This window comes from Kluyvera sichuanensis, from assembly GCF_040930405.1.
GTDB lineage: Bacteria > Pseudomonadota > Gammaproteobacteria > Enterobacterales > Enterobacteriaceae > Kluyvera > Kluyvera sichuanensis.
This window is the reverse complement of record NZ_CP162271.1, coordinates 1997074-2023183: the sequence shown is the minus strand read 5'-3', so window position 1 is coordinate 2023183 and position 26110 is coordinate 1997074. Positions and strand designations below refer to the sequence as shown.

The 26110-nt window shown below is 57.0% G+C and carries 22 protein-coding genes, 1 pseudogene and 1 riboswitch; of the genes and pseudogenes, 14 read left to right on the top strand and 9 right to left on the bottom strand.

Features of this window, described 5'->3' with window-relative positions; translation table 11 throughout:
- Positions 1-50: 50 nt before the first annotated feature.
- The 3 genes and pseudogenes from speG to AB2B48_RS09955 all read right to left on the bottom strand — a co-directional run.
- Positions 51-608: a spermidine N1-acetyltransferase gene (gene speG, locus AB2B48_RS09965; RefSeq protein ID WP_185666950.1), complete on the bottom strand. Its 558-nt coding sequence runs from the start codon at positions 606-608 to the stop codon at positions 51-53.
- 151 nt (positions 609-759) lie between these two features.
- Positions 760-2103, bottom strand: coding sequence for an NCS2 family permease (locus AB2B48_RS09960; RefSeq protein ID WP_368301657.1), 1344 nt, complete (start codon positions 2101-2103; stop codon positions 760-762).
- Positions 2104-2108: 5 nt separating this feature from the next.
- A pseudogene (locus AB2B48_RS09955) lies at positions 2109-3915 on the bottom strand (adenine deaminase); the annotation flags it as partial.
- Between the two features lie 125 nt (positions 3916-4040).
- Here AB2B48_RS09955 and AB2B48_RS09950 point away from each other — a divergent pair.
- A complete protein-coding gene (locus AB2B48_RS09950; protein WP_185666953.1) occupies positions 4041-4961 on the top strand; it encodes a LysR family transcriptional regulator in 921 nt (306 codons plus the stop codon).
- Positions 4962-5035: 74 nt separating this feature from the next.
- Here AB2B48_RS09950 and AB2B48_RS09945 read toward each other — a convergent pair whose 3' ends face one another.
- On the bottom strand, positions 5036-5524 hold the full coding sequence (locus tag AB2B48_RS09945; RefSeq protein WP_185667044.1) for a hypothetical protein: 489 nt from the start codon (positions 5522-5524) through the stop codon (positions 5036-5038).
- Between the two features lie 1146 nt (positions 5525-6670).
- Here AB2B48_RS09945 and AB2B48_RS09940 point away from each other — a divergent pair.
- From AB2B48_RS09940 to AB2B48_RS09890, 11 genes are all read left to right on the top strand, one after another.
- The gene (locus AB2B48_RS09940) at positions 6671-8023 is read left to right on the top strand and encodes a bifunctional diguanylate cyclase/phosphodiesterase (protein WP_368301656.1); all 1353 of its coding nucleotides are present in this window, start codon (positions 6671-6673) and stop codon (positions 8021-8023) included.
- 110 nt (positions 8024-8133) lie between these two features.
- Positions 8134-8230, top strand: a riboswitch (TPP riboswitch).
- 34 nt (positions 8231-8264) lie between these two features.
- Positions 8265-9050: a hydroxyethylthiazole kinase gene (thiM, locus tag AB2B48_RS09935; protein WP_368301655.1), complete on the top strand. Its 786-nt coding sequence runs from the start codon at positions 8265-8267 to the stop codon at positions 9048-9050.
- A complete protein-coding gene (thiD, locus tag AB2B48_RS09930) occupies positions 9047-9847 on the top strand; it encodes a bifunctional hydroxymethylpyrimidine kinase/phosphomethylpyrimidine kinase (RefSeq protein WP_368301654.1) in 801 nt (266 codons plus the stop codon). Before thiM ends, thiD begins: the two co-directional genes overlap by 4 nt.
- A gap of 145 nt (positions 9848-9992) precedes the next feature.
- On the top strand, positions 9993-11045 hold the full coding sequence (gene fbaB / locus AB2B48_RS09925; protein ID WP_185666957.1) for a class I fructose-bisphosphate aldolase: 1053 nt from the start codon (positions 9993-9995) through the stop codon (positions 11043-11045).
- Between the two features lie 268 nt (positions 11046-11313).
- Positions 11314-12468 carry a mandelate racemase family protein gene (locus tag AB2B48_RS09920; RefSeq protein ID WP_035894884.1) on the top strand — a complete coding sequence of 385 codons (1155 nt, stop codon included), beginning with the start codon at positions 11314-11316 and terminating at the stop codon, positions 12466-12468.
- Between the two features lie 67 nt (positions 12469-12535).
- Positions 12536-14158 carry an ABC transporter substrate-binding protein gene (locus tag AB2B48_RS09915; RefSeq protein ID WP_333009733.1) on the top strand — a complete coding sequence of 541 codons (1623 nt, stop codon included), beginning with the start codon at positions 12536-12538 and terminating at the stop codon, positions 14156-14158.
- Complete coding sequence (locus AB2B48_RS09910) at positions 14155-15192, top strand: ABC transporter permease (RefSeq protein ID WP_368301653.1); 1038 nt, start codon at positions 14155-14157, stop codon at positions 15190-15192. The genes AB2B48_RS09915 and AB2B48_RS09910 overlap by 4 nt, the downstream gene beginning before the upstream one ends.
- The gene (locus AB2B48_RS09905; RefSeq protein WP_368301652.1) at positions 15189-16094 is read left to right on the top strand and encodes an ABC transporter permease; all 906 of its coding nucleotides are present in this window, start codon (positions 15189-15191) and stop codon (positions 16092-16094) included. Before AB2B48_RS09910 ends, AB2B48_RS09905 begins: the two co-directional genes overlap by 4 nt.
- Complete coding sequence (locus AB2B48_RS09900) at positions 16066-16932, top strand: ABC transporter ATP-binding protein (protein ID WP_333009738.1); 867 nt, start codon at positions 16066-16068, stop codon at positions 16930-16932. Before AB2B48_RS09905 ends, AB2B48_RS09900 begins: the two co-directional genes overlap by 29 nt.
- Before the next feature lie 10 nt (positions 16933-16942).
- Positions 16943-17716 (top strand): ABC transporter ATP-binding protein, encoded by a 774-nt coding sequence (locus tag AB2B48_RS09895; RefSeq protein WP_333009739.1) that lies wholly within the window; start codon positions 16943-16945, stop codon positions 17714-17716.
- Positions 17717-17810: 94 nt separating this feature from the next.
- A complete protein-coding gene (locus tag AB2B48_RS09890) occupies positions 17811-19100 on the top strand; it encodes an ABC transporter substrate-binding protein (RefSeq protein WP_368301651.1) in 1290 nt (429 codons plus the stop codon).
- Here AB2B48_RS09890 and yegS read toward each other — a convergent pair.
- Complete coding sequence (gene yegS / locus AB2B48_RS09885) at positions 19097-19996, bottom strand: lipid kinase YegS (RefSeq protein ID WP_368301650.1); 900 nt, start codon at positions 19994-19996, stop codon at positions 19097-19099. The two genes, AB2B48_RS09890 and yegS, sit on opposite strands and share 4 nt — an antisense overlap.
- Positions 19997-20141: 145 nt before the next feature.
- Here yegS and AB2B48_RS09880 point away from each other — a divergent pair, with 145 nt between their 5' ends.
- A complete protein-coding gene (locus AB2B48_RS09880; RefSeq protein WP_368301649.1) occupies positions 20142-20471 on the top strand; it encodes a type II toxin-antitoxin system RelE/ParE family toxin in 330 nt (109 codons plus the stop codon).
- The gene (locus tag AB2B48_RS09875) at positions 20468-20809 is read left to right on the top strand and encodes a DNA-binding protein (RefSeq protein ID WP_185666963.1); all 342 of its coding nucleotides are present in this window, start codon (positions 20468-20470) and stop codon (positions 20807-20809) included. Before AB2B48_RS09880 ends, AB2B48_RS09875 begins: the two co-directional genes overlap by 4 nt.
- Before the next feature lie 184 nt (positions 20810-20993).
- On the opposite strand, the gene yegQ is transcribed toward AB2B48_RS09875, so the two are convergent.
- The 4 genes from yegQ to AB2B48_RS09855 all read right to left on the bottom strand — a co-directional run bounded on the left by yegQ (position 20994) and on the right by AB2B48_RS09855 (position 26109).
- The gene (gene yegQ / locus AB2B48_RS09870) at positions 20994-22355 is read right to left on the bottom strand and encodes a tRNA 5-hydroxyuridine modification protein YegQ (RefSeq protein ID WP_220439396.1); all 1362 of its coding nucleotides are present in this window, start codon (positions 22353-22355) and stop codon (positions 20994-20996) included.
- 167 nt (positions 22356-22522) lie between these two features.
- Complete coding sequence (gene baeR / locus AB2B48_RS09865) at positions 22523-23245, bottom strand: two-component system response regulator BaeR (RefSeq protein ID WP_368301648.1); 723 nt, start codon at positions 23243-23245, stop codon at positions 22523-22525.
- Entirely contained in the window at positions 23242-24693 is a 1452-nt protein-coding gene (baeS, locus tag AB2B48_RS09860; RefSeq protein ID WP_220439394.1) for a two-component system sensor histidine kinase BaeS, read from the bottom strand. Before baeS ends, baeR begins: the two co-directional genes overlap by 4 nt.
- A 3-nt stretch (positions 24694-24696) precedes the next feature.
- On the bottom strand, positions 24697-26109 hold the full coding sequence (locus tag AB2B48_RS09855) for an MFS transporter (RefSeq protein ID WP_368301647.1): 1413 nt from the start codon (positions 26107-26109) through the stop codon (positions 24697-24699).
- Position 26110 lies beyond the last annotated feature (1 nt).

Sequence of the window (26110 nt, the reverse complement as noted above, 5' to 3'; positions counted from 1 at the left end):
GAGCGGGTGGTGCCCACCGGCTCGGGTAGGCAATAACCGCTAAATCGCCGTTATTGCGCCGTCGGTTTCAGTATCCCGCCCGTCGATTTGTTATTTTCTAAATATTGATGCTGGAAGATACACATGCGGATCGTGTTGCGGTATTCACCGTTCACGAAGAACTCATGGATTAATTCACCCTCCTGGATAAAACCAAGCTTGCGGTAAATATGAATCGCTTTGGCGTTCTCTTTATCGACGATGAGATAGAGCTTATAGAGATTCAGGACGGTAAAGCCGTAATCCATTGCCAGCTTAGCAGCACGGGTTGCCAGGCCTTTACCCTGATATTCCGGCGAGATGATAATCTGAAATTCAGCCCGGCGGTGAATATGGTTTATTTCGACAAGCTCCACCAGGCCCGCGTTATTGCCATTAAACGAAATGACAAAACGGCGTTCGCTCTGATCGTGGATGTGTTTATCGTAAAGATCGCTCAGCTCAACAAACGCTTCATAGGGTTCTTCGAACCAATAGCGCATCACGCTCGCGTTATTATCGAGTTGATGGACAAAGCGCAAATCTTCGCGTTCAAGGGGTCTTAGTTTAATGTCTGATGGTTCTGGCATAATATTTTCAGCCTCTTGGTAAACTGGAAATATATTATCTGCTTGCGGTGGGCGTCATCAAGATTTGAAAAAAATTACAATTAATTCAGTGTAGTAAGCCTGCATGCTTTGCCTCATCAGGCGAAGATGTTCGCCTGATGAGGCAGAAGAGTTAGTGCTTCACCAGCGTCGCGAAGTAGTACACCAGCGGTACTGCCAGCACCCACAGCCCGATAGGAATTTCACGCCATTTTCCAGCGATGGTTTTAATCACGATAAAGAACAGCAGGCCGCCGGCAATTCCGGTACCGAAGCTGTTGGCAATCAGGGTGATCATCACCATCATCAGCACCGGCAAGCCGTCGGTGAAATTACCGAGGTCAACCTTACGCAGGCCACTGAACATATTCAGCCCGATCAGCATCAGCGCAGGGGCGGTCGCTTCTTTCGGGATCATCAGCGCCACCGGCGTGAACAGCAGCATCAGCAGGAACATCACCGCTGCCGCCAGCGCCGTCAGGCCAGTTTTACCACCAGCTTCCGCTGCCGCCGAGGATTCAATCAGCGCGGTGGCCGCCGGAATGCCAAGCCACGGACCGATAGCGGCGGCAATGGAGTCCACCATAAACGGGCGGTTGATGTGCGGCATGTTGCCTTCTTTATCCAGCAGACCCGCTTCGCCGCCGACCGCCAGCGTGGTGCCCATGGTGGAGAAAAACTCGGAGGCAAAAAAGACGAACAGGAACGGCAGGAAGGCGATATTCAACGCGCCCAGCATGTCAACGTGACCGAGCACCGGCGTCAGCGAATGCGGCATATCGATAAAGCTGGTGGGCAGATGCGTCACGCCCGCCGGGATGCCAACCAATGTCGCGAACAGAATAGCCCACAGAATGGCGCCAGGAATGCGGCGAGCCTGCAATGCAATTGCCAGGAACAGGCCGCATAGCGCAACCAGCGCGCCGGGGGCCATAAAGTCACCCAGCATCAGCGAGTTGGTTTTGGCGTTTGCCAGTACCAGACCGGCGTTACGAAAGCCTAACACGGCGACAAACAGGCCGATTGAGGCGGTGAGCCCGAGCTTAATCGACTGCGGAACCGAACGGGTGACTACTTCGCGCAGGCCGAATTTGGTCAGCAGAAAGAAGAGGATACCCGACCAGCAGGCGATGCCGAGGCCAATCTGCCAGCCAATGCCTTCGCTGCCCGCCAGCGTCACGCCGACCAGCACCGAACCGCCAATACCCGGGCCGACGATAAACGGCAGGTTGGCGTAGAACGCCATCAGCAACGTACCGCCAACGAACACTAAAATGGTGCCGGTGGTGGCCGCACCTTTATCCATTCCCCCTACGGCCAGCAGGCCTGGGATCACCACCAGAAGATAGGCGGCGGCGAGAAACCCGGTGACCCCTGCCAGGCACTCGGTACGCAGCGAACTGCCGCGGGAAGACAATGCAAAACGTCGCTCAAGCCAACTCCCAGCGGTTGGCGTTTGAAGGGTGTTATCGGCCATGGTGTGGCGCTCCCGTGATTATTGTTGTGATGTGTGTTCCGGCGTTTCCCGGCAATCCAGTACGGGGTCGACTATCTGGCGCGTCGTGCCGTCGGTCAGCCCTAAATCGGTTAAATGCGGCCCGGCGTTGCAGGCAAGACAGGTGCCCTCAATCGCCTTAAAGACGCGGTACGGCGGCTCCCAGTCGGCTATCTCGGCGCTCAGGTCGCGCAACTGGCGGAACTCGGCGGCCAGCGTATGCGCTGGTTTGTCGGAGAGCATGCCGGCAATCGGCATCGCCACGTGGGCCAGAATGCCACCGTTTTGCGCCAGCGCCATGCCGCCGCCGGAGGCGATCAACTGATTGGCCGCCAGCGCCATATCTTCGGCGCTGCGCCCCAGCACCACCAGGTTGTGGGAGTCGTGCGAGTAGCTGGTGGCAATCGCGCCACGCAGCTCACCCCAGCCTTCCAGCAGGGCAATCTGTGGTTTGGCTTCATGGCGGCCGTGACGGTGCTTCACCCAGATCAGGCTGAAGCCCGTTGGGATCTCGACCTCGCCGTTGCGGATCTGTACGTCGATTTCGCCCCATTGGGTAAAGCGCGCGCCGCGGATGTGGCGCAGACGGGCGGTGCCGTGCTGGATATTGCCCACGCGCAGCGCGAAATCATCAGCCTCAAGCGGGGAGAGGCGCAGGGTATTACGCGGCGGCGTGACCCCAACGGCTGCGGTCAAGGTGCTTAGCAGCTTGCCGTCGCGGGCAATCTGCTTCCCGGCGATGTACACCGCACGGGCGTTGAGTTTTTCCAGCGAATCGAACACCACCAGGTCGGCGCGGCGTCCGGCGGCAATCAGCCCAAGGTCATAGCGCTGCAGGCGAATGGCGGCGTTCAGCGTGGCGAAGCGCAGGGCATCGGTCGCTGGCAGACCATGTTCAATCAGCAGGTTCAGCAGGGCGATAATGCCGCCTTTTTCCAGCAGCATGTCCGGCGGCACATCGTCGGTGCAGACGGTAATTTGTGAAGAGAGATGCGGCAGCGATTTCAGCGCCTTGACGATATCCGGCAGCAGGTAAGGGTGCGAGCCGCGAATCTCAAGGGTCAGACCGGCGCGCAGCTTCTCAAGCGCGTCGTCGGCGGAGGTCAGTTCGTGATCGGAGGTGACGCCTGCGGCAAGGTAGGCTTGCAGGTCGGCACCGCTCAGGCCGCGGGCGTGGCCTTCAATCAGCTTGCCGCTGTTGAGCCCCGCCTGCACGATCTCCTGCATCCGGCAGCTGCCGTGTAGCACGCCGTGCATGTCCATCACTTCCGCTACGCCGCGCACTTCCGGCCAGCCCAGCATGGTTTCCATTTCGGCACCGGCAAAATCGGCCCCGGACATCTCCAGCCCCGGCGTAGACGGCACGCTGGACGGTGCGGCGACCATCACCTGCAGAGGCAGATGACGACTGGCTTCTACGGCATAGCGAACGCCCGCCACGCCCAGCACGTTTGCCAGCTCATGCGGATCCCAGAATACGGCGGTGGTGCCCTGTGCCAGTACGATCTCCGCGTAGCGCTCCGGCGGCAGATGTGAACTTTCGAGGTGAACGTGGGTGTCCATCAGGCCTGGAGAGAGGTAAACGCCGGGCAGGGAGTGATGTTCCTGCGTGTCGCTGCGGCTGCCGCGTGGGTGGACGCTGGCAATCATATCGCCAACGATACCGACATCGGCTTCGCGAATTTCACCGGTCGCCATATCGACAACGTTGGCATCGGTGATTAAAAGATCAAACGGGGACTCGCCACGTGCGGCCTGGACGGCGCGGCGGCGGTTTTCAGCATTGCTGGACATAACAACTCCGGCACAGGGATAATGCGTGCTACTTTAGGGGCAGAGCAAACGGTTGCCCAGATGATTAAATTTATCACCCGATAACTTCAGCTTATTGTGCGTGATAGCCACGAGTGAAGCACACCATGACCGACCCCTGGCAGCGATTGCCTGCGCTCTCGCTTAAACAGTTGCAGTATTTTGTCACGCTGGCGCAGCTGCGTCACTTTACCGATACCGCCAACCGGCTGGCGATTAGCCAACCGGCGCTGAGCAGCGCTCTGCGTCAGATTGAAACGGTGCTGGGCGGTAAGCTGGTCAACCGTACCGCCTCGGCGGTGACGCTGACCGAGCTGGGCGCGGCTATTTTGCCGCATGCCCAGCGGGTGCTGAGCGTGGCGCAGCTGGCGTTTCACGATATGCAGCAGATTGTGGAAGCGGGCGGTGATGGTACGGTGCGCATTGGGCTGGTGCCGTCGGTCAGTTCGCTGCTGTTTCCGCTGTTACCCGAGGCGCTAGCGCAGGCATTTCCGCGCCTGCGCGTGGAGTTTCTCGATCGCACCAACGATGCCCTGGCGCGCGATCTGCAAAGCGGGCACATTGATTTTGGCGTGGGGGCTATCGACAGTTCTCTGCCCGCAGAATTGCAGGTTTTTCCGCTGCGTGAAGACCCGCTGGTGGCGATACTCCACGTGGACGACCCGCTGGCCGGACAGCCGCATTTGCCGTGGAAACAGCTGGCAGGGCGCGATATTGCCGTGTTCTCAAAAGGAAACATTCAGCGTCTGGTTGGCGCGCTGGTGGAGAGCCAGCGGTTGACGCTCAATACCCGTTATCAGGTCGATTATATTGAAACGCTGTACGGGTTGGTGCGTTCACGCTTAGCGGTGGGGATCCTCCCACAGCTGTACACTACCCATCTGCAGGATACGGCGCTGCGAGTCGCGCAGCTTCAGCAGCCGGAGTTAACGCGTACCGTCGCGTTAATGCGTGGCCCGCAGACGCTGCCGCCGCTTATCGAAGCCTGCTTCACATTGCTGTTAAAAGCGCTTCGCGATACCCCATAGCCCGGCCGAGCAAAGCGACGCCGGGAAGACGCCGCCCAATAAAGAAAGAAGGAGGCCGAAGCCTCCTTAGCGAATTACTTCTGGGTAACGGTCAGCATCCCGTTATCGCGGCCATGGGTTTTATTCCATGACGCACTTTCAATACCGTCGGCATTCATGCTGACGGAAATAACATATCCTGCACCATGAATTTCATAGAAATTAGCGTTAACACGCTTAACCACCGCTTTCTTACCGTTGATGGTCGCGGAGAAGAAGCCGTTTGACAGGGTTGCTTTCAGGACGTTGGAAGAGAGAGTGGCTTCACGCATTGGATCCGCGACGTGCGCGGCCTGAGCGTGCTGCTCGACGTCTTTGCTACGGGTAGCGTTTGCCGCGTTAGCGTACGCCGCCGTCATCGCCGCATTGTTAATGCTCTGCTGGCGGTTCTGCTCGGATAAATAGCAGGTGTCTTTAGAGACGCCCTGTGCTTCGCAGGATGCCATGCGCTGTGCCGGGGAGCTGCAACCTGCCAGCGCTGCGGAACCGACCAGAACGGCTAACACCATCATTTTTGCTTTCATCATTAACCTTTTTTCTTATTAACCAATACACAATATTTAACCGGAATGATTATTTAATCACTTCCGTTATTACCAACAAACGTTAAAAGTATAAGTGCAGTCTGAATTATTCGTGGTTACAGTCAATGCTTACCGTTGATAGGGTATTGTTAAATACCGTACCAAGAAGCACGCCTGTTGCCACCAGTGCCATAGAGGCAATGGCGTAAGCAAGAATGAGTTTTATCATCGGTCTTTATTTTTATAGAACGGCTATCGTCATTATTGTTTACGTTGTACCAAAAAAGAAAACCGGCAGCAGTGCCACGGACACTCGATTCTCTTCTTTCGTAACGCAAAGCAACTATCAACTAAGATGGCTAAGTGAATATTGATTTAGATCATGCATAGAATCGGAAGAGATAGATACATCTGTTGGCCATGAAGTTTATTGTTATTAAGCATAACAAACAATCAGTTACGGTAATTAACTTCCTTTGTTGTGAATGGTTACTATTCGAACATAAAAGATTGTTTTGGTGAACGGATACTGGAGTGTAATGATTTCATTCATTTTTTTATTATCATTGGGGTTATTCAGGCACTATGTTTTAATGTCCATCAGTTTCATATGAAGAGGCTATCCTGATGTGCGGATTATTCTTAAATCATCATTGTTAACCAATTTTTAAATATTGGTTCGCTAGTGTGATGCAAAAATAATAAATATTAAATGCTGAACTGTTAAAAATACCAATAGAGCTGTTACCCAGCTAAAACAAGACTGAATGATGCAACAGCAACACCGTAAGCCTATTTCTGAAGCGGTGAATCACCATATCAATATAAACCCCACGCGCCAAACCGTAGTGGACCCGTTTGAGGGTAAACCGATTTATCAGGTACAACAAAGCAAATAATTTCTCACAGTTATTATAAGGCTTTGTGGTGACAGTCAGCTATTCCGTCTATGGTGTCTTTGCCCATTATATCTCCTGAGGCGATTGCGATACATTCGCGCCCTTTTAGCAGCGTAGCGTAGCGTGGCGTTTTCTGATTGTATAGTAAACTGCGGCTGTACTATATTTAACCTTTGCTATAGTGTTTATAGGCGACGGTTCTTAAGCATAGTCGCACTCATTCCTATATTCAGGTCTGACTTTCTCTATGGAATCGAATTCTCACGCACCGTTGAGCAGTTTTATCGATCTCATGATGGACGCGGTTTTTGCCGTTGACGCCCACGCCAATATCATTTTTGCCAGTGCGTCCTGCGAGCGTATTTTTGGCTATACGCCGAAAGAACTGATTGGCCGAAACATGTTCGAGATGATGCTGCCGGAAGACCGGGAATTAACCCGGAATTCGATAGTTGACGTGATGTCGGGTAATCCTCAATTTCATTTCGAAAACCGTTATGTCCACAAAAATGGGCAGGTCCTGAATATCATGTGGTCGGCGCGCTGGTCGCCGGCCGATCAATTACGTATCGGCGTGGCCCGCGATATCACCGAGCGTAAACGTTCCGAATTGCTCCAGTCGGTGCTTTATGCCATTTCTGAAGCCGCACATACCGCCGAAGATCTGCTCAAACTATTCCAGCGTATTCATGAGATCGTCGGCACGCTGCTACCGGCCGATAATTTCTCGGTGACGCTCTATGATGAAAAAACGTCCCAGCTGAGCTTTCCGTATCATGTCGATGAATTTCAGCAAACCCCGGAGCCGTTCACTCTGATCCCAGAGACGTTTTATGCGGAGGTTATCCATACCGGCCAACCGCTGCTGCTCACGCCTGAAACGATGGCAGGGCGCCTCGAGGAACTACGCAGCTCCTTTGGCCCTAATCCATTCTGCTGGTTGGGTGTGCCGCTAAAATCGCATAAAGGCACTATCGGCGCGTTGGTGCTTAAAAGCTATCCGGACGGCGTGTGCTACAACCAACAGGATCAGGAGCTGCTGCAGTTTGTGTCGACGCAAATTGCGACGGTGATTGAACGCCAGCAGATGCAGGCCCGATTGCAGCATATGGCGCAGTATGATCAACTCACCGACCTGCCAAATCGCGGCCTGTTGTACGATCGCCTGAAAACAACGCTGGCGAGGGTACGCCGCGAAGATGGACAACTGGCGCTGCTGTTTATCGATCTCGACAAATTTAAGCAGGTGAACGACACGCTGGGCCACAGCATGGGCGATCTCCTGCTGCAAGAGACCGCCGTGCGTCTAACACGGTGTGTACGTGAATCGGATACCGTCGCGCGCATTGGCGGCGATGAGTTTGTGATATTGATTCAGGGAACGTTGTCGCCTGAACATGCGGCGCGGGTCGCTCAAAAAATTGATGACGCGTTCCACACGCCCTTCAGGCTTCAGGGCCATATATTGACCATCGAACCCAGTATTGGGATCGCCTGTTATCCTGAACACGGCAGTGATGAGCGTCAGCTTCTCGACTATGCCGACAAGGCGATGTATTTAGCGAAACAGGGTAAAGCTCAGCGGCGAAATTACGGATAAGTCATCAGTTGCGTAATGCTGCCCGCTCAACGTATGGGCTTGTTTGTCGTGCATCCTGCTGGCATTATTGCGGGCAGCCATTAATGAAATGTTAATCGCCACTAATTGATTTAAATGACTCGGGGTGCCCTTCTTTACGAAGGCTGAGAAAAACCCGTACCACCTGATCTGGATAATGCCAGCGTAGGGAAGTCAGAGACCATATGGTCATTGCTTCTTCGCGTTTTGGCAGGAGCAAACCATGCAAGCCGACCTGCTAAGTCCCGCGCAATTCGCGCATACCGCACACTTTCTGCAGCAACATTCTCCCCTTGTTCACTGTATGACTAACGATGTCGTGCAGGCCTTTACCGCCAACGTGCTGCTGGCGCTCGGCGCATCGCCAGCAATGGTCATTGATGCCGGAGAAGCCGCGCAGTTCTCGGCTATCGCCAGCGCATTATTGATTAACGTCGGCACCTTAACTCAGCCGCGCGCGCAGGCGATGCGGGCGGCGGTTGAAAGCGCGAACCGGGCGGGAACGCCGTGGGCGCTCGATCCGGTGGCGGTGGGCGCGTTGACGCTGCGCAGTGATTTCTGCCGCGAACTGGTGCAGATGACCCCGGCGGCGATTCGTGGCAATGCCTCAGAAATAATGGCGCTGGCCGGTGAAAGCCAGGGCGGGCGCGGCGTGGATACCACCGATACCGCGGCGGCGGCGTTGCCGGCGGCGCAGAAACTGGCGCGCGCAAGCGGGGCGATGGTTGCAGTGACCGGCGAAGTTGATTACATCACCGACGGTGAACGAACGCTGGCGGTGAACGGCGGCTCTCCATTGATGACCCGCGTGGTCGGCACCGGCTGCGCGCTTTCGGCCGTCGTGGCGGCGAGCTGCGCCTTACCGGGCGACCGCATGCTGAACGTCGCGGGGGCCTGCGCGGTGATGAAGCGGGCGGGGCAGATTGCTGCGCAGGGGCGAGGGCCGGGCAGTTTTGTTCCTGCGTTTCTTGATGCCTTGTACGTGATGCACGGGGAGGTAGCGGCATGAAGCGTATCAATGCACTGACCATTGCCGGTACCGATCCTAGCGGCGGTGCGGGCATTCAGGCCGACCTGAAAGCCTTCTCGGCGCTTGGTGCTTACGGCTGTTCTGTTATCACCGCGCTGGTGGCGCAGAACACCCGTGGAGTGCAGTCGGTCTACCGGATTGAACCCGACTTTGTTGCTGCGCAGTTAGATTCCGTGTTCAGCGACGTGCGCATCGATACCACCAAAATCGGCATGCTGGCGGAGACGGACATCGTCGAGGCGGTGGCCGAGCGACTGCAACGCTATCATATTCAAAACGTGGTGCTGGATACGGTGATGTTGGCCAAAAGCGGTGACCCGCTGCTTTCCCCATCTGCCGTTGAAACGCTGCGCCAGCGCCTGCTGCCGCAGGTGTCGCTGATCACGCCAAACCTGCCGGAGGCCGCGGCGCTGCTCGATACGCCGCATGCTCGTAACGAGCATGAGATGCTGGAACAAGGCAGGGCGCTGCGGGCGCTCGGCTGCGAAGCGGTGCTGATGAAGGGCGGCCATCTTGATGATGCGGAAAGCCCCGACTGGCTGTTTACCGCCGAAGGTGAAATGCGCTTCACCGCGCCGCGCGTGATGACCAAAAACACGCACGGCACCGGCTGTACGCTGTCGGCCGCGCTGGCGGCATTGCGACCGCGCCATGCCAGCTGGCAGGAGACGGTGCCGGTCGCCAAAGCCTGGCTGTCGCAGGCGCTGGCGCAGGCCGACACCTTACAGGTAGGCGAAGGTATTGGGCCGGTGCACCATTTCCACGAATGGTGGTAGCTGTCCGGCTGACGTGCCAGTCGGTTGTGCTTAAAATCTGCCAAAAGTTGGACATTCCACGCTCCCGGTACCAGGCTTATCCTGCTCAAAAGTGTTGAGCAGGATATCCAGCCGACATGATGTCGGCGCTTACGGGAGCATAGCTATGACTGATATTGCGCAGTTGCTTGGCAAAGACGCCGACAGCCTTTTACAGCATCGTTGTATGACCATTCCAGCCGACCAACTCTATCTGCCCGGCCACGACTACGTTGACCGGGTGATGGTGGATAACAACCGTCCGCCTGCCGTACTGCGAAATATGCAGACCCTCTACAATACCGGGCGTCTGGCGGGTACGGGCTATCTGTCGATTCTGCCGGTAGACCAGGGCGTTGAGCACTCGGCCGGGGCCTCGTTTGCCGCCAACCCGCTCTATTTTGACCCGAAAAACATTGTTGAACTGGCGATTGAAGCGGGCTGTAACTGCGTGGCTTCCACCTACGGCGTGCTGGCCTCGGTCTCTCGCCGCTACGCGCACCGCATTCCGTTCCTCGTCAAACTGAACCACAACGAAACCCTGAGCTACCCGAACACCTTCGACCAGACGCTGTACGCCAGCGTCGAACAGGCGTTCAATATGGGCGCGGTAGCGGTGGGGGCAACCATCTATTTTGGTTCGGAAGAGTCTCGCCGTCAGATTGAGGAGATCTCTGCCGCTTTTGAGCGTGCGCATGAGTTGGGGCTGGTCACCGTGCTGTGGGCCTATCTGCGCAACCCGGCGTTTAAAAAAGATGGCGTGGATTATCATGTATCTGCCGACCTTACCGGGCAGGCCAACCATCTGGCCGCCACCATCGGCGCCGATATCGTGAAGCAGAAAATGGCTGAGAATAACGGCGGCTATAAAGCGGTGAACTTCGGCTATACCGACGAACGCGTCTACAGCAAACTGACCAGCGAGAATCCTATCGACCTGGTGCGCTACCAGTTGGCGAACTGCTATATGGGCCGTGCCGGGTTGATTAACTCCGGCGGCGCAGCGGGCGGTGAAACCGACCTTGCGGACGCGGTCCGTACGGCGGTCATCAACAAACGTGCGGGCGGTATGGGTCTGATTCTTGGCCGTAAAGCCTTTAAAAAATCGATGGCCGATGGCGTGCAGCTTATCAACGCCGTTCAGGACGTCTACCTCGACGGTAAAATCACCTTCGCCTGATTTTTGCCCATCCTCTCCCGTCCGGGAGAGGATAATGATCGCTCTCACACTTCCCCGTCCTTTTGTGAAAAACGTCACGCACCCTCGTGCGCATGCCCAAAAAACAGCCCGGCGTTAGCGGAATTTGTCCGTGGAAGTGGTGCTATTTTGTGCTTAGATTAGTGATGAAACGCCTTTTCAATTCCACAAAACCGTTTTACCGGACCGTGTTTTACACAGACCCGTGGCGAATTAATCGCCAGGTAGCATGTTGTATAAAGGACACTTAATGAAAATTGAATCTGTAAATGTCACCGTTTTCCAGCACCCTACGCGCCGCGTTTCCGACAGCGCCGGACACTCACATCCGGGGCCAGAAAGCATGGCCAAAATGGCGATGCTGACCATTACCGCTGACGACGGTAGTAAGGGCTACTCCTTTGCGCCGCCGGAAATCGTGCGTCCGTTCGTGGTTAACACCTTCTTCCGCAAGGTGCTGGTAGGGCAGGACCCGTTCGACCGTGAACGTATCTGGCAGGATCTGGTGCATTGGCAGCGTGGCAGCGCGCATCAACTGACCGAACGTGCGCTCTCCTTCGTTGAGCAGGCGTTATGGGACCTGATTGGGCGTAAGCTCAATATGCCGGTTTACAAGCTGCTGGGCGGCTATCGCGATAAAGTGCCAGCGTACGGCAGCACCATGTGCGGCGATGACCTTGAAGGCGGCCTGTCCACGCCGGAAGAGTATGCGGCGTTTGCCGAAACGCTGGTCGCGCGCGGCTATAAAGCCATCAAGCTGCATACCTGGATGCCGCCGGTCTCGTTCGCACCGAACCCAAAAATGGATATCAAAGCCTGCGCTGCGGTACGTGAAGCGGTAGGCCCGGATATCGACCTGATGATCGACGGTTACCACTGGTACAGCCGCACCGAAGCGCTGTGGATTGGTAAAGAGCTGGAAAAACTCAACTTTGCCTGGTTCGAAGAGCCGATGGAAGAAGACAGCATGTCCTCCTACGCGTGGCTGGCTGAGAACCTCTCGATTCCGATTATCGGGCCGGAAAGCTTTGGCGGTAAGCACCACAGCCGAGCCGACTGGGTGAAAGCCGGAGCCTGCGACATTCTGCGCGCAGGGGCCAACGGCGTGGGCGGCATTACGCCAACCATGAAGGTGGCAGCGCTGGCGGAGTCGTTTGGTATGGACTGCGAAGTACACGGTAACGGCGCGGCGAGCCTGGCGGTGATTGGCGCCATTCGCAACTGTCGCTGGTATGAGCGTGGTCTGTTGCATCCGTTCCTCGACTACGACCAGCCAGCGGCCTACCTGAACAGCATCGTCGACCCAATGGACGCCGATGGCTATGTTCACCTGTCTCAACGCCCTGGACTGGGCGAAGACATCAATTTTGCCTTTATCGAAGCCAACACCGTCAGCCACGACTGACACATAACAAAGACAAGACAGGCACGGACGGATTCGTCGCCTGTCGTACCCTACAGGCGATAGATAGATGAAAAAATCCTCCTTACTGGGAGCGTGTTTGCTCGCGCTGACCATGACGATGGGGAGCGGGGCGGCGCTGGCAAAAACGCCGCCGGATCAGCTCATTATCGGCATGAACATGAATAACCTGCTCACCCTCGACCCGGCGGCAATGACCGGCAACGAAGTGGTGGGGATTGTGGTGAATCTCTATGACTCGCTGGTGGAGCTTGACCCTGAACAGCTCACCAACGTTAAACCGGCGCTCGCCAAATCCTGGGATATCAGCCCGGACGGCAAAACGCTGACCTTCCATCTGCACAACAACGTCAAGTTTCACTCCGGCAACCCGCTGACCGCCGCCGACGTGGTGTGGTCGATGCGCCGCATTCTGCACCTTAACCTGGCGCAGGCATCGGTATGGAAATCCTACGGTTTTAGTAAGAAGAACGTCGACAAGCAGGTCACGGCGCTGGACGACTATACGGTGCAAATTGTCCTGCCTAAGGATAACGACCCGCAGCTGGTCATTTACTCGCTGGGGGCGCTCGGCAACCTTGGCGTGCTCGACAGTAAAACCGTGCAAAGCCATGAACAGAATAACGACTGGGGCAATAAGTGGCTGACGACTCACGAAGCCGGTTCCGGGCCGTTTACGCTGGAAACCTGGCAGGCAAAAGACGTGCTGCGCATGAAGCGCAACCCGGACTACTGGCGCGGCGAAGCGAAGATGAACCGCGTAGTGCTGCGTCACTTCCAGGAATCGCAGACCCTGCGTCTGATGATTGAAAAAGGCGACCTCGATATTGCGAACAACATGGCGGTGTCGGATATCAACGCCCTGCGTAAAGACCCGCAGCTCACCGTTGACGCGGTACAGCGCGGCACCATGTACTACGTGTCGATGAGCATGAAAGAGCCGCACTTTGCCAATCCGAAAGTCCGTGAAGCGGTGCGTTACCTGATTGATTATCAGGGCATTAATAAAGCCCTGATGCCGGGCTATGGCGTGCTGCACCAGCGTCCGATCAAAGCCGGAATGCCGTCGACGCTGCCGGACCCTGGCTACACCTTTGATCTCGCACGGGCGAAAAAGCTGCTGGCGGAGGCCGGATATCCTGACGGCTTTGACACCACGCTGCGCGTACTCGCCGACCAGCCGTTCCTCAATATCGCCATTGCCGTGCAGTCCACGCTGATGCAGGCGGGCATTAACGCCAAAATTATCACCGGCACCGGCAACCAGATTTACGGCGCGATGCGCGAACGTAAGTTCGACATGCTGGTAGGACGCGGCGGCAGCGGTATGGAACCACATCCGCACTCCAGCCTGCGTGCGCTGGTCTATAACCCGGACAACAGCGATGAAGCGCGCCTGACCAACTTCCAGGGCTGGCGCACCGGGTTCTATGACAAACAGCTTAACGAGATGATCGACGGCGCGCTGCTTGAGCGTAACCCGCAAAAACAGATTGCCGATTATCAGGCCATTCAGACCCGCTTCGACGCGCTGATCCCGGCGATGATCCCGGTGTCGCAGATGGTCGACTCGGTGGTGGTACGTAACGAGGTGAAGGAGTACAAGCCGCATCCGTCGGCCACCACGTTCCTGCGTGAAGTCTACAAAGTCAGCGAAGGAGATAAAGGATGAGTACGGCAATTCTTGCGCCCGGCTCCCGAACCCGGCGCTTCTCGAAACGGTTGATGCAGGTGGTGATTACGCTGTTTGGCCTGCTGCTGTTGACCTTCTTTATTGGCCGCGTGATGCCTATCGACCCGGTGCTGGCGATTGTCGGCCCGGATGCCGACCAGAGTACTTACCAGCAGGTCTATCATCAGTTGGGCTTTGACCAGTCGCTGATGACCCAGTTTGGCATCTACTTTGTCAATCTGCTGCATGGCGACCTCGGCAACGCGCTGCTGACCGGCAAACCGGTGACCGATGACATTATCCGCGTCTTCCCGGCCACCATGGAGCTGGCGACGATGGCAATTATCGTCGGTGCGGGCCTTGGCATTCCGCTGGGCGTACTGGCGGCGGCGCGTCGCAACAGTATTTCCGATTATGTGGTGCGTATTATCAGCCTTGCCGGTTACTCCACGCCGATTTTCTGGGTGGGGATGATGGGGCTGCTGGTGTTCTACGCCTGGCTCGGCTGGGTAGGCGGCGCGGGGCGCGTTGACCTGGGGCTGGACGGCATCGTGCCGCGTCGCACCGGGCTGATGACCGTCGATGCGCTGCTGGCCGGAAACAGCGAAGTGTTCTGGAACGCCATTAACCACCTGATCCTGCCGGCGGCGCTGCTGGGCTTCCACTCGCTCGCCTACATCAGCCGTATGACCCGCAGCTTTATGCTGGCGCAGCTGTCGCAGGAATTCATTATCACCGCGCGCGTCAAAGGGTTGACCGAGCGTCAGGTTATCTGGAACCACGCGTTCCGTAACATCCTCGTCCAACTGCTGACGGTGGTGGCGCTGGCCTACGGTTCACTGCTGGAAGGGGCGGTGTTAATTGAAACCGTCTTCTCCTGGCCGGGCTTTGGCTCCTATCTCACCGGCAGCCTGCTGCTGGGCGACATGAACGCGGTGATGGGCTGTGTGCTGCTGGTTGGGGTGATCTTCGTAATGCTCAACCTGCTCTCCGACATGCTCTATCAATTCTTCGACCCGAGGACAAAATCATGACGGTTTCTCTCGATAGTCGACTCTCCAGCGCCTCCGGCGAAGGTCGCCAGCGTCTGCTGCGCGGGCTGGCAAGGGCGGGGGGATTTATCGGCAAGATGGCGCGTAACCCGCTGACCGCTATCGGCGGCGGGATTATCTTCCTGCTGCTGGTGGTGGCGATATTCGCTCCGCTGATTGCCCCCTATAACCCGCTGGTGCAGGACTTAAACAACGCGTTGATGGCACCCAGCGCGCAGCATTGGTTCGGTACCGATGAATTTGGCCGCGATATTTTTAGCCGCCTGGTGTACGGCGCGCGCATTACGCTCTACATCGTGCTACTGGTGTCGGTCACCGTGGGCCCGCTGGGGCTGCTGCTCGGCGTTTGCGCTGGCTACTTCGGTGGCAAGGTCGATATGGTGCTGATGCGGGTGACCGATATCTTCATCTCCTTCCCAAGCCTGGTGCTGGCGCTGGCGTTTGTCGCCGCCTTAGGTCCGGGGCTTGAGCACGTGGTCATTGCAATTACGCTGACCGCCTGGCCGCCAATTGCGCGTCTGGCGCGTGCGGAAACCCTGTCGCTGCGTCAGGCCGACTTTATCTCTGCCGTCCGTTTGCAGGGAGCCTCTCCGGCCCGCGTACTGTGGCGCCATATTGTGCCGCTGTGTCTGCCGTCGGTGATCATCCGTATCACTATGAACATGGCGGGGATCATCCTGACCGCCGCCGGTCTGGGTTTCCTTGGCCTCGGCGCGCAGCCGCCCGATCCAGAGTGGGGGGCGATGATCTCCAGCGGCCGTACTTACATGATGGAGTGCTGGTGGGTAGTAACGATCCCGGGGCTGGCGATTCTTATTAACAGCTTAGCGTTCAACTTCTTAGGAGATGGCCTACGTGACATCCTCGATCCTCGCAGCGAATAACGCTGCACCGCTGCTCGACGTACGCGATTTAAGCGTGGATTTTGTCAACGGCAGCGCGGTAACCCACGCGGTGCGCGGTGTCTCCTTCCAGCTTGGGCAGGAGAAGCTGGCGATAGTCGGTGAATCCGGTTCCGGGAAATCCACCGTGGGCCGCGCGCTGCTGCACCTGCACCCGAAAAAAGCGCGCATTGACGCCAGCCGGATGCAGTTCGGCGATATCGACCTGCTGAACGCCAGCGAGGCGCAGATGCGCGCCATTCGCGGCAAGCGTATTTCGATGATTATGCAGGACCCAAAATATTCGCTGAACCCGGTGGTGCGCGTCGGCGACCAGATTGCCGAAGCCTGGCTGACTCACCATCCGGGCTACAAAGCCGAGGCGAAAGCCAAGGCGATGGAGATGCTCGACGTGGTGCGCATTCGCCAGCCGGAGCGCGTCTACAACCTCTATCCGCACGAGATTTCCGGCGGGCAGGGGCAGCGCATCATGATTGCGATGATGCTGATAACGGACCCTGAGCTGGTGATTGCCGATGAGCCGACCTCGGCGCTCGACGTGTCGGTCCGTTTACAGGTGTTGGGGCTGCTGGATGATCTGGTGAAGTCGCGCGGGCTGGGGCTGATATTTATCAGCCACGACATTAACCTGGTGCGCAGTTTCTGCGACCGCGTGCTGGTGATGTACGCCGGGCGAGTGGTGGAGTCGATTGCCGCCTGCGACCTCGATAACGCCACCCATCCCTATACGCAAGGGCTGATTAGCGCCCTGCCGGATATGCACCATCGCCGACCGGTTCTCCCGGTGCTGCAGCGTCAGACCAGCTGGCTGACCGATTAAGGAGTGCACGATGATTGAAGTGAAAAACTTAAGCCTGGTGTTTGGCGAGGGCGAAAAGCGCAACCAGGTGCTGTTTGACGTCAATTTCCACGTTAAGCCGGGCGAGATTTATGGCCTGGTGGGGGAGTCAGGCTCCGGGAAAACCACGGTGCTGAAGTGTCTTGCCGGGCTGTTTAACCACTGGCAGGGCGAGCTGGCGATTAGCGGCCAGGGGCTCTCGCATAAGATCAGCCGCGAGCGCTGTCGTCAGGTGCAGATGGTGTTTCAGGACCCGTACGGGTCCTTGCATCCGCGCCATACCATTGGCGACATTCTGGAAGAGCCGCTGCAAATTAACGGCATCGGCGAGCGGGACCGACGCATCAACACGCTGCTCGACCGCGTGGGGCTGAACCGCGCCTTCCGCGACCGCTATCCGCACCAGCTTTCCGGCGGCCAGCGCCAGCGCGTGGCGATTGCTCGCGCGCTGATCCTCGAACCGCAGGTACTGTTGCTCGATGAACCGACCTCGGCGCTGGACGTGTCGGTGCAGGCGGAAATCCTCAATCTGCTGGCGGAGCTGCAAAAAGAGTCGAACCTGACCTACCTGATGGTGACGCACGATCTGGGCGTGATTGCCCACCTCTGCCAGAAGGTGGCGGTGATGCAGTACGGCAAGATCCTTGAAACGCTGACGGTTGATGCGCTGGTTAACGGTGAAGCGCAAACGCCGTATACGCAGATGCTGGTTAACGCCAGCCGTCAATATACGCGAGAAATGGCGCGCGAGGTGGCGGCGTATTAAAACCCGTAGCCCGGCCGAGCAAAGCGACGCCGGGTTTAGCTCAGTGCATGGCCCCGGCGTGGCCGGGCTACTCGAACTCTGGGAAATCATAAAAATGGATAAAAAATCCTTCTGCCTTGCTCTTCCTCTTGCCCTCTGTGCCTGTTCTGCCTCCGCGCTGGCGGCGGAAACTGTCGACCTGAGAATGTCCTGGTGGGGTGGCAATGGCCGTCATCAGGTCACGCTGAAGGCGCTGGAAGCCTTCCATCAGCAGTATCCGGATATCAACGTCAAAGCCGAATACACCGGCTGGGATGGGCATACTTCGCGCCTGACCACGCAACTGGCGGGCGGTACCGAGCCGGACGTGATGCAAACTAACTGGAACTGGCTGGCGCTGTTCTCTAAAGACGGCAACGGCTTCTACGATCTCAACAAAGTGAAAGATGAGATTGGCCTCGATCAGTTCACCGCCAAAGACCTCCAGCCGGTCACGGTCAAAGGTAAGCTGAACGGCATCCCGGTCGCCATGACCGCGCGTATCTTCTACTACAACGATCAAACCTGGAAAAAGGCGGGGATCGGTTACCCGAAAAACTGGGATGAGCTGATAAGCGCCGGGAAAACCTTTGAGAGCAAGCTCGGCAAACCGTACTACCCGGTGGCCCCGGAAAGCCTGGGCGTGCTGGCGTTGCTCAACTCCTATATGGTGCAGAAGTACAACATTCCGGCTATTGACCAGCAGAGTAAAAAATTCACCTACAGCGACGCGCAGTGGGTCGAGTTTTTCCAGTTGTATAAAACGCTTATCGACAACCACGTCATCCCGGATATGAAGTACTACGCCTCGTTCGGCAAGGGCAATATGTACGAAATGAAGCCGTGGATTGAAGGAGAGTGGGGCGGCGTTTATATGTGGAACACCGCCGTCACCAAATACTCTGACAACCTCAAGCCACCGGCGAAGCTCGAACTGGGTGACTATCCGATGCTGCCGGGTGCCACTGACGCAGGGCTGTTTATGAAACCGTCGATGATGCTGTCGATTGGCAAAACCACTCAACACCCAGAAGCAGCAGCGAAGCTGATTAACTTCTTGCTGAACAGCAAAGAGGGCGTCACGTTACTGGGGCTGGAGCGCGGTGTGCCGCTGAGCAAAAGCGCGGTGGCAACGCTGACGGCGGCGGGGGTGATTAACGACAAAGACCCGTCGGTTGCCGGGATTAAACAGGCGCTGGCGCTGCCAACCACGCTTTCCGTGTCGCCGTATCTGGAAGACCCGCAGTTGGTACAGGAGTTTGATAGCGCGCTGCAGTCGATCGATTACGGCAAGAAAACCGTCGCCGAAGCGGCAACGGATTTCAAACGCCAGTCGGAGCGCATCTTAAAACGCGCAATGCGTTAACGTAGCAGCGGACAGTCCGGCGGCAGGCGACAGCGTAATGCCGCCGGTAAAATCTCCATGCGGAAGGTTTTGCCGCTCAGCGGTTCGCCGTCAAGGTTAAAGGTCATCTCATGCGGTGCGGTGACCTCAAACCACGGTGAAACGCTATCCACCAGGTTTTCCGCGCCATCGTTGCTGGCAAGGGTATTAAACAGCGCCGGAATAAGCTCTTCTCCGGTGAAAATACGCAGGTGCAGCAGGCCGTCGTTAATCAGTGCATCCGGGCATAGCTGCTGCCCACCGCCCGCCTGACGTCCGTTGCCGATACCGATAACCAACGCATCGCCCTGCCAGTGAAAGTTCTCGCCGTGAATTTCGCAGCGGTCAGGCTTCAGGGTGTCCATCCGCATCAGCCCATGAATCAGGTAAGACACGCCGCCCAGCGCGGCTTTTAGCTTCTCGGGCGTTTCGGTGGTAATGCGCGTGCCGAAGCCGCCGGTGGCCATATTGATAAAACAGGTTTTATGGTTCACCTGGGCGATATCAACCGGCACGTCGCGACCGGCAATGGCGAGCTTCAGCGCATTAGCCAGATCGGTTGGAATATTGACGCTGGTGGCAAAGTCGTTGGCGGTACCGAGCGGCAAAATACCGAGGGCCGGTACCTCGCGGCTTTCGCTGTGGATCAGCGCCGTCGCCACTTCGTTAATCGTCCCGTCGCCGCCGCCCGCAATCACCGTCTCGACGTTCAGGCGAATGGCCTCTTCCACATAGCGCACCGCATCACCTTTCTCCCAGGTGACGCGGACATGAATGGTCACGCCCTCATCGCGCAGCAGTTCAACCGCCTCGCGCAGTTGAGGGGTACTGGCACCCTTGCCGTTTAAAATCAATAAGCTTGCAGGAAAGTCGGACATCCGTGGTACCTCTTTGTGGGGTATGCAAAGAGTGTAACAAAGGATACGCAGATGTGCCTGTTGTCTCTTATAGGTGACAAATATCTTGCCCGCCTGTCTCTTATAAGTGACAATTAAAACGAGCAAAAGGAATGAGGGTAAAGGGATGTACACATCTCAATTCTATCAGGATGAAAATGGCAATAAGCCTTTTAGCGATTGGCTGGCTCGGTTAAAAAAGAAAGATCGAATAGCCGCCGTGAAGATCGATACCCGGTTAGACCGGGCTGAGTCTGGAAATTTCGGAGACCACAAGTTTGAAAGGGATGGTGTCTGGGCGTTACGTATTGATAATGGCCCTGGTTATCGAGTGTACTACTCCTTAGAAGACGGCGAGATTATCCTATTACATATCGGCGGTACGAAGAAAACTCAGGCCGCAGATATCGATAAGGCAGTTGAATATCTTAGAGATTTTAAAGTGAGGGCTAAATGACATCAGCGACTAAAAAAGTAGGGGCCATCGCCCCAGCGGTAGACCGTGACAAGCTCATGATCGAAGCATTTCGCGCTGATCCTGATTATGCTGACCTCTATCTAAAAACAGCGCTAGAAGAGATTAACGAAGAAGGTGGTTTAGGGGGATTCCTCATCGCATTACGCCGCGTATTAGAGGCGCGCGGTGGTATCGCTGAAGCAGCGAAAAAGACCGGTCTTGCGCGTCAGAGCATTTATCGTGCGTTATCTGAGAAGGGAAACCCAACGGTCACCACGCTTGCCCAGCTTGCTGCGGTAGCAGGCTTACAGCTCACGTTAAGTAAAGCGCCACACTGAACGGCCTGTTAGAAAAAAAATAAGCCCGTGTAAGGGAGATTACGCGGGCTAAGGAGGTGGTTCCTGGGTACAGCTAGCATTTATGGATTATGTTTTTCAGCGAAGCGAATGATATCTACAATCGATTATTCCGTCTGTGATCCATTTCTAAGAATCTTTGCTATTGAAAAACAATATAAATGCACTAGCCGTTATGCGGATTCCGAGTGGATTCTCCTGCGAAGTTACGCATCAGCAGGCCATACTCCAGCGCCACGTCTTCCGGCACGGGTAACCATACGGTGTGCCCATCGCCAGGTGCGACGGACGTGGCTTCACCTTTGCTGTTTTCCATGTGCTCGAGAGTGAAGTTGACGTTACCCTGCGGGGTCATCATCTCCAGGCTGTCGCCGACGGTGAATTTGTTTTTGACCGCGACGGCGGCCAGATTGCCTTTACGCTCACCGGTGAATTCGCCGACAAACTGCTGACGCTCGGAGACGGAGTAGCCGTGCTCGTAGTTCTGGTAGTCATCGTGAGTGTGACGACGCAGGAAGCCTTCGGTGTAGCCGCGGTGCGCGAGGTTTTCCAGGGTTTCCAGCAGGGAAGCATCGAACGGTTTGCCCGCGGCGGCGTCGTCAATGGCTTTGCGATAAACCTGGGCGGTACGGGCGCAGTAGTAATGCGATTTGGTACGGCCTTCGATTTTCAGCGAGTGCACGCCCATCTGGGTAAGACGCTCAACGTGAGCGATGGCGCGCAGATCTTTGGAGTTCATGATGTAGGTGCCGTGCTCGTCTTCAAAGGCGGTCATGTACTCGCCCGGACGTTTGGCTTCCTCAATCATAAAGACTTTATCAGTTGGCGCGCCGATGCCGAGGGTTGGCTCAACGTTTTGCACCGGAATTGGCTCGAATTTATGGACGATGTTGCCCACGTCGTCTTCTTTACCTTCCTGAACGTTGTATTCCCAGCGGCAAGCGTTGGTGCAGGTGCCCTGGTTCGGGTCACGCTTGTTGATGTAGCCGGAGAGCAGGCAGCGGCCGGAGTAGGCCATGCACAGCGCGCCGTGAACGAAGATCTCAATCTCCATATCCGGCACCTGGGTGCGGACTTCTTCAATCTCTTCCAGCGACAGTTCGCGGGAGAGGATCACGCGGGTCAGCCCCATCTGTTTCCAGAATTTCACCGTTGCCCAGTTCACGGCGTTGGCCTGCACGGACAGGTGGATGTCCATCTCCGGGAAGTTTTCACGCACCAGCATAATCAGGCCTGGGTCAGACATAATCAGCGCATCCGGCCCCATATCCACTACCGGCTTCAGATCCCGAATAAAGGTTTTCAGCTTGGCGTTATGCGGGGCGATGTTCACCACCACATAGAACTTTTTACCCAACGCATGGGCTTCGTTGATGCCGAGCTGCAGATTTTCGTGATTGAATTCGTTGTTACGGACGCGCAGGGAGTAGCGTGGCTGGCCAGCGTAAACTGCATCGGCACCGTAAGCGAAAGCGTAACGCATATTTTTCAGCGTTCCCGCCGGGGAGAGGAGTTCCGGTTTAAACATGATTATCTCGTTCTGATGACAGGTCAGATTCGTCGCACCTGATGCGGCGAGTTGGGGAGTGCCCCCACATTAAGGGCGGGCATTGTAGCGCTGCGAGGGAGGGGAGTAAACCTTTGTACGCTTTAAGCCGGATAAGCGTGGCGAGCGCCATCCGGCAATCTGTCAGATTACGCCATGCGGCAGGCGTCCGCTTCCCAACGGTAGCCCACGCCGTAGACGGCGCGGATAAACGACTGCTCGGTGTCCAGTGACTCCAGCTTGCGGCGCAGGTTTTTAATGTGGCTGTCGATGGTGCGGTCGGTCACCACGCGGTAATCATCATAGAGATGATTGAGTAACTGCTCGCGGGAAAAGACCTTCCCCGGCTCCTGCGACAGGGTTTTCAGCAGGCGGAACTCGGCGGGGGTGAGGTCGAGCAGGCGGTCGCGCCAGGAGGCCTGAAAGCGGTTTTCATCCACGATAAGCGGGCTCTGGGCATCCAGCGCCTGAAGTTCGGTACGTGGCTTGCAGCGGCGTAAAATGGTTTTCACGCGCGCCACCACTTCACGTGGGCTGTACGGCTTACAGATATAATCGTCGGCACCAATCTCTAAGCCCAGCAGGCGGTCTATCTCTTCGATTTTGGCGGTCACCATCACGATCGGCACATCGGAGAAGCGGCGAATTTCGCGGCACAGCGTCAGACCGTCGGTGCCCGGCAGCATCAGATCCAGCAGGATAAGATCCGGCGGCGTTTGATGAACGTACGGCAGCACTTTATCCCCGTGGCTAATCAGCGTTGGGGCATAGTGGGCCGCCAGCAAATAGTCGATGAGCAGTTGTCCCAGCTTCGGTTCATCTTCAACAATCAGAATGCGTGGGGCGTTTTCATCAATCGGTAAATCGGTCATATCTCTCTCGGTATTGCACGTTCCAGCGGTAACTCTACTTTAATGCTAACCCCGCCAAAAGGCGAATGTCCGACGTTTAGCTGCCCGCCGTGGGCAGTGACGATGTTGGCGCAAATCGCCAGCCCCAGGCCGGAGCCGCCGCTGGCACGGTTGCGAGAACCTTCGGTACGATAGAAGCGTTCGCACAGTCTTGCCAGCTGTTCGTCGGTAACGCCGGGGCCGCTGTCGGCGAACTCCAGCACGATATGCTGCGCGTCGAGCGCGGTGCGAATCAGCACCTGGCCGCCGCTGTCGGTGTAACGCAGGCTGTTTTCCAGCAGATTGTTGAACAGCTGCATTAAGCGGTCGGGGTCGCCAAATACGCTGGCGCTTTCCACCAGCGCCAGATTGAGCGTCAGGCCGCGGCTGGCAAGGCGTTCGCGGAAGGCATCGGCAGCAATTTCCAGCAGCGCGATGATATCGACGGTGGATTTCTGGTAGGCCAGCGCCCCTTCGTCAGACATGGATAGCTGATGCAGGTCATTGACCAGCTTGGTCAGCGTGGCGACTTCGGCCTGGAGCGAAGTCACCGACTCAGGGGTAAATTTGCGTACCCCATCCTGTATCGCTTCCAGCTCGCCGCGCAGCACCGCCAGCGGGGTGCGCAGCTCGTGGGAGATATCGGCCATTAAATCCCGGCGCATCTGCTGGTTTTTTTCCAGCGTACTGGCGAGCTGGTTAAAGTCCTTCGCCAGTCTCCCCAGTTCATCGCCGCTGGTTACCGGAACGCGGGTAGAAAAATCGCCCGCCGCCAGCTTATGGGTGCCTTCTACCAGCCGTCTGACCGGGGCAATCAGGCCGCGGGCCAGCGGGAAGGTGGCCAGCGCGGCGAGCAGCGTTGCCAGCCCGACGATAAGCCAGCTGGTACGACGCTGCTGCTGATCAAAGTTGATGTCGGTGTTGCGCGTCAGGCGCTCGACCGGCGAAGCGATCACCGCGCCCACCTCCATACCGTTGACGATAATGCCGCGCCGGGAGCCGTCATGGGGCACCGCTTCGCGCGGGCCAACCAGCACCCGGGCGTTTTGATCGACCACCCAGAACTGGGTGCGCCAGCCGTGCGGCGGCATGCCGCCGCGATCCGGGCCGCGAGGCGGCTCCCCGTCCGGCCCCGGAGGGCCAGGCGGTTGGCGCTCTTCGTTATTGTCATGCTCAAAAGAGCGCAGGATCTGGAAAATAAAACGGTCGTTATTACGTAAAAAGCGCCAGTTCCCGTGTTGGGCATACTGCTCCGCCAGCGCATCACTCAGCAGCTGGAGCCGCTGTTCGTTGCCGCGCTTGATATAGTCAATAAAGCCGCGCTCAAAGCTGATGCGCACGGCCCAGTGCATGCTGATAAGCAGCACGATACAGGTGGCTAAAATGACCAGAAACAGTTTGCCGGAGATGCCCGGGCGCCATAGTTTCACGCTTTACTCCTTGAGTTTGTGTCGGGCGATCACCACGTTTTTGGTGGTGTCGTCCGGTACGCGGGCAAAGACCAACGCCGGGAGGGCAATAATCGCCGCCATGCAAAGATAGGTGTACATAAAGACGTGGTGTGTCGCGTCGCTGCCGACGGCGATATGCTGTTGACCGAAGGTGCCGAGCAGGATCCCGGCGATGGTGACGCCGATACTCATCGACAGCTGCATAATCATCGACAGCAGGCTGTTGCCGCTGCTGGCAAACTCATCGGGCAGGTCTTTCAGCGTCAGGGTGTTCATCGACGAGAAGCGGCTGGAGTTCACCATTCCCTGAATGAACAAGATCACCGGCAGCGCGTAGTACCAGCCCGCCAGCGCGGTGAACATAAACAGCAGGCTGATAACGGCCAGGCTGACGGTGCTGACCACCAGCACGCGGCGATAGCCAAAGCGGTTCACCACCTGCACCACAATGCGCTTCATCCCCATGCTGCCCAGCACCATCGGAATCATCATCAGCCCGGCGTGGAACGGCGAGAAACCCATGCCAATTTGCAGGAATACCGGGGTCATAAACGGCAGCATGCCGCTGCCGATACGCCCGCTAAAGCTGCCGGCAAGGCCGAGAGAGAAGGTTGGCGTACGGAACAGCTTGAGGTTGAACAACGCGCTGTCGTTGCCGCGAGCGTGCCACAGATACATCACGATAGAGACGATGCCGATAGCCACCAGCGCGCCCATCGTCAACGGTGAGATGCCGAGACCTTTTTGCCCGTCCAGCGCCAGCGTTAAGGTTGCCATGCCCAGCGCCAGCACGACAAAACCGGCGATATCGAATCGCCGGGTCTGGACGGTGTAGTTCGGCATCAGCACCAGCGTAGCAATACAGCCGATAATGCCGACCGGAATATTAATCAGGAAGATCCAGTGCCAGGAGGCGTACTCCACCAGAATCCCGCCGAGCGCCGGGCCGAGGAGTGGACCAACCTGGCCGGGAATGGTGACGAAGGTCATTGCCGCCATATACTGGTCGCGCGGGACGATTTTCATCACCGTCAGCCTGCCGACCGGCACCATCATGGCACCGCCAATCCCTTGTAGTACGCGCGCCATCACCAGCTCGTTGAGCGTTCCGGCAAGCGAGCAGAACAGCGAACCGGCGGTGAACAGTACGATGGCGGTGAAAAAGATATTTCGCACCCCAACCCGGTCAGCCAGCCAGCCGCTGGCGGGCAGCATCACCGCGACGGTCAGCACGTAGGAGACCACCACCATGTGCATATGCAGCGGGCTCTCCCCGAGGCTTAGCGCCATTGAGGGGAGGGCGGTATTGACGATCGTGGTGTCCAGCGATTGCATAAAAAAGCCGAACGCCACGATCCAGAGTTGCCAGCGAACGTTGGCGGGTAGGTCAGTCATA

Excerpts from the sequence above, each read along its gene's own strand:
- AB2B48_RS09905 (WP_368301652.1), top strand. The coding sequence starts at position 15,189 with ATGACGGTTTCTCTCGATAGTCGACTCTCCAGCGCCTCCGGCGAAGGT.
- baeR (WP_368301648.1), bottom strand. The coding sequence starts at position 23,245 with ATGACCGATTTACCGATTGATGAAAACGCCCCACGCATTCTGATTGTT.
- thiM (WP_368301655.1), top strand. The coding sequence starts at position 8,265 with ATGCAAGCCGACCTGCTAAGTCCCGCGCAATTCGCGCATACCGCACAC.
- AB2B48_RS09895 (WP_333009739.1), top strand. The coding sequence starts at position 16,943 with ATGATTGAAGTGAAAAACTTAAGCCTGGTGTTTGGCGAGGGCGAAAAG.
- AB2B48_RS09940 (WP_368301656.1), top strand. The coding sequence starts at position 6,671 with ATGGAATCGAATTCTCACGCACCGTTGAGCAGTTTTATCGATCTCATG.
- AB2B48_RS09950 (WP_185666953.1), top strand. The coding sequence starts at position 4,041 with ATGACCGACCCCTGGCAGCGATTGCCTGCGCTCTCGCTTAAACAGTTG.
- AB2B48_RS09920 (WP_035894884.1), top strand. The coding sequence starts at position 11,314 with ATGAAAATTGAATCTGTAAATGTCACCGTTTTCCAGCACCCTACGCGC.
- AB2B48_RS09880 (WP_368301649.1), top strand. The coding sequence starts at position 20,142 with ATGTACACATCTCAATTCTATCAGGATGAAAATGGCAATAAGCCTTTT.
- AB2B48_RS09960 (WP_368301657.1), bottom strand. The coding sequence starts at position 2,103 with ATGGCCGATAACACCCTTCAAACGCCAACCGCTGGGAGTTGGCTTGAG.
- AB2B48_RS09875 (WP_185666963.1), top strand. The coding sequence starts at position 20,468 with ATGACATCAGCGACTAAAAAAGTAGGGGCCATCGCCCCAGCGGTAGAC.
- fbaB (WP_185666957.1), top strand. The coding sequence starts at position 9,993 with ATGACTGATATTGCGCAGTTGCTTGGCAAAGACGCCGACAGCCTTTTA.
- AB2B48_RS09910 (WP_368301653.1), top strand. The coding sequence starts at position 14,155 with ATGAGTACGGCAATTCTTGCGCCCGGCTCCCGAACCCGGCGCTTCTCG.
- AB2B48_RS09855 (WP_368301647.1), bottom strand. The coding sequence starts at position 26,109 with ATGACTGACCTACCCGCCAACGTTCGCTGGCAACTCTGGATCGTGGCG.
- thiD (WP_368301654.1), top strand. The coding sequence starts at position 9,047 with ATGAAGCGTATCAATGCACTGACCATTGCCGGTACCGATCCTAGCGGC.
- AB2B48_RS09890 (WP_368301651.1), top strand. The coding sequence starts at position 17,811 with ATGGATAAAAAATCCTTCTGCCTTGCTCTTCCTCTTGCCCTCTGTGCC.
- AB2B48_RS09915 (WP_333009733.1), top strand. The coding sequence starts at position 12,536 with ATGAAAAAATCCTCCTTACTGGGAGCGTGTTTGCTCGCGCTGACCATG.
- speG (WP_185666950.1), bottom strand. The coding sequence starts at position 608 with ATGCCAGAACCATCAGACATTAAACTAAGACCCCTTGAACGCGAAGAT.
- yegQ (WP_220439396.1), bottom strand. The coding sequence starts at position 22,355 with ATGTTTAAACCGGAACTCCTCTCCCCGGCGGGAACGCTGAAAAATATG.
- AB2B48_RS09945 (WP_185667044.1), bottom strand. The coding sequence starts at position 5,524 with ATGAAAGCAAAAATGATGGTGTTAGCCGTTCTGGTCGGTTCCGCAGCG.
- yegS (WP_368301650.1), bottom strand. The coding sequence starts at position 19,996 with ATGTCCGACTTTCCTGCAAGCTTATTGATTTTAAACGGCAAGGGTGCC.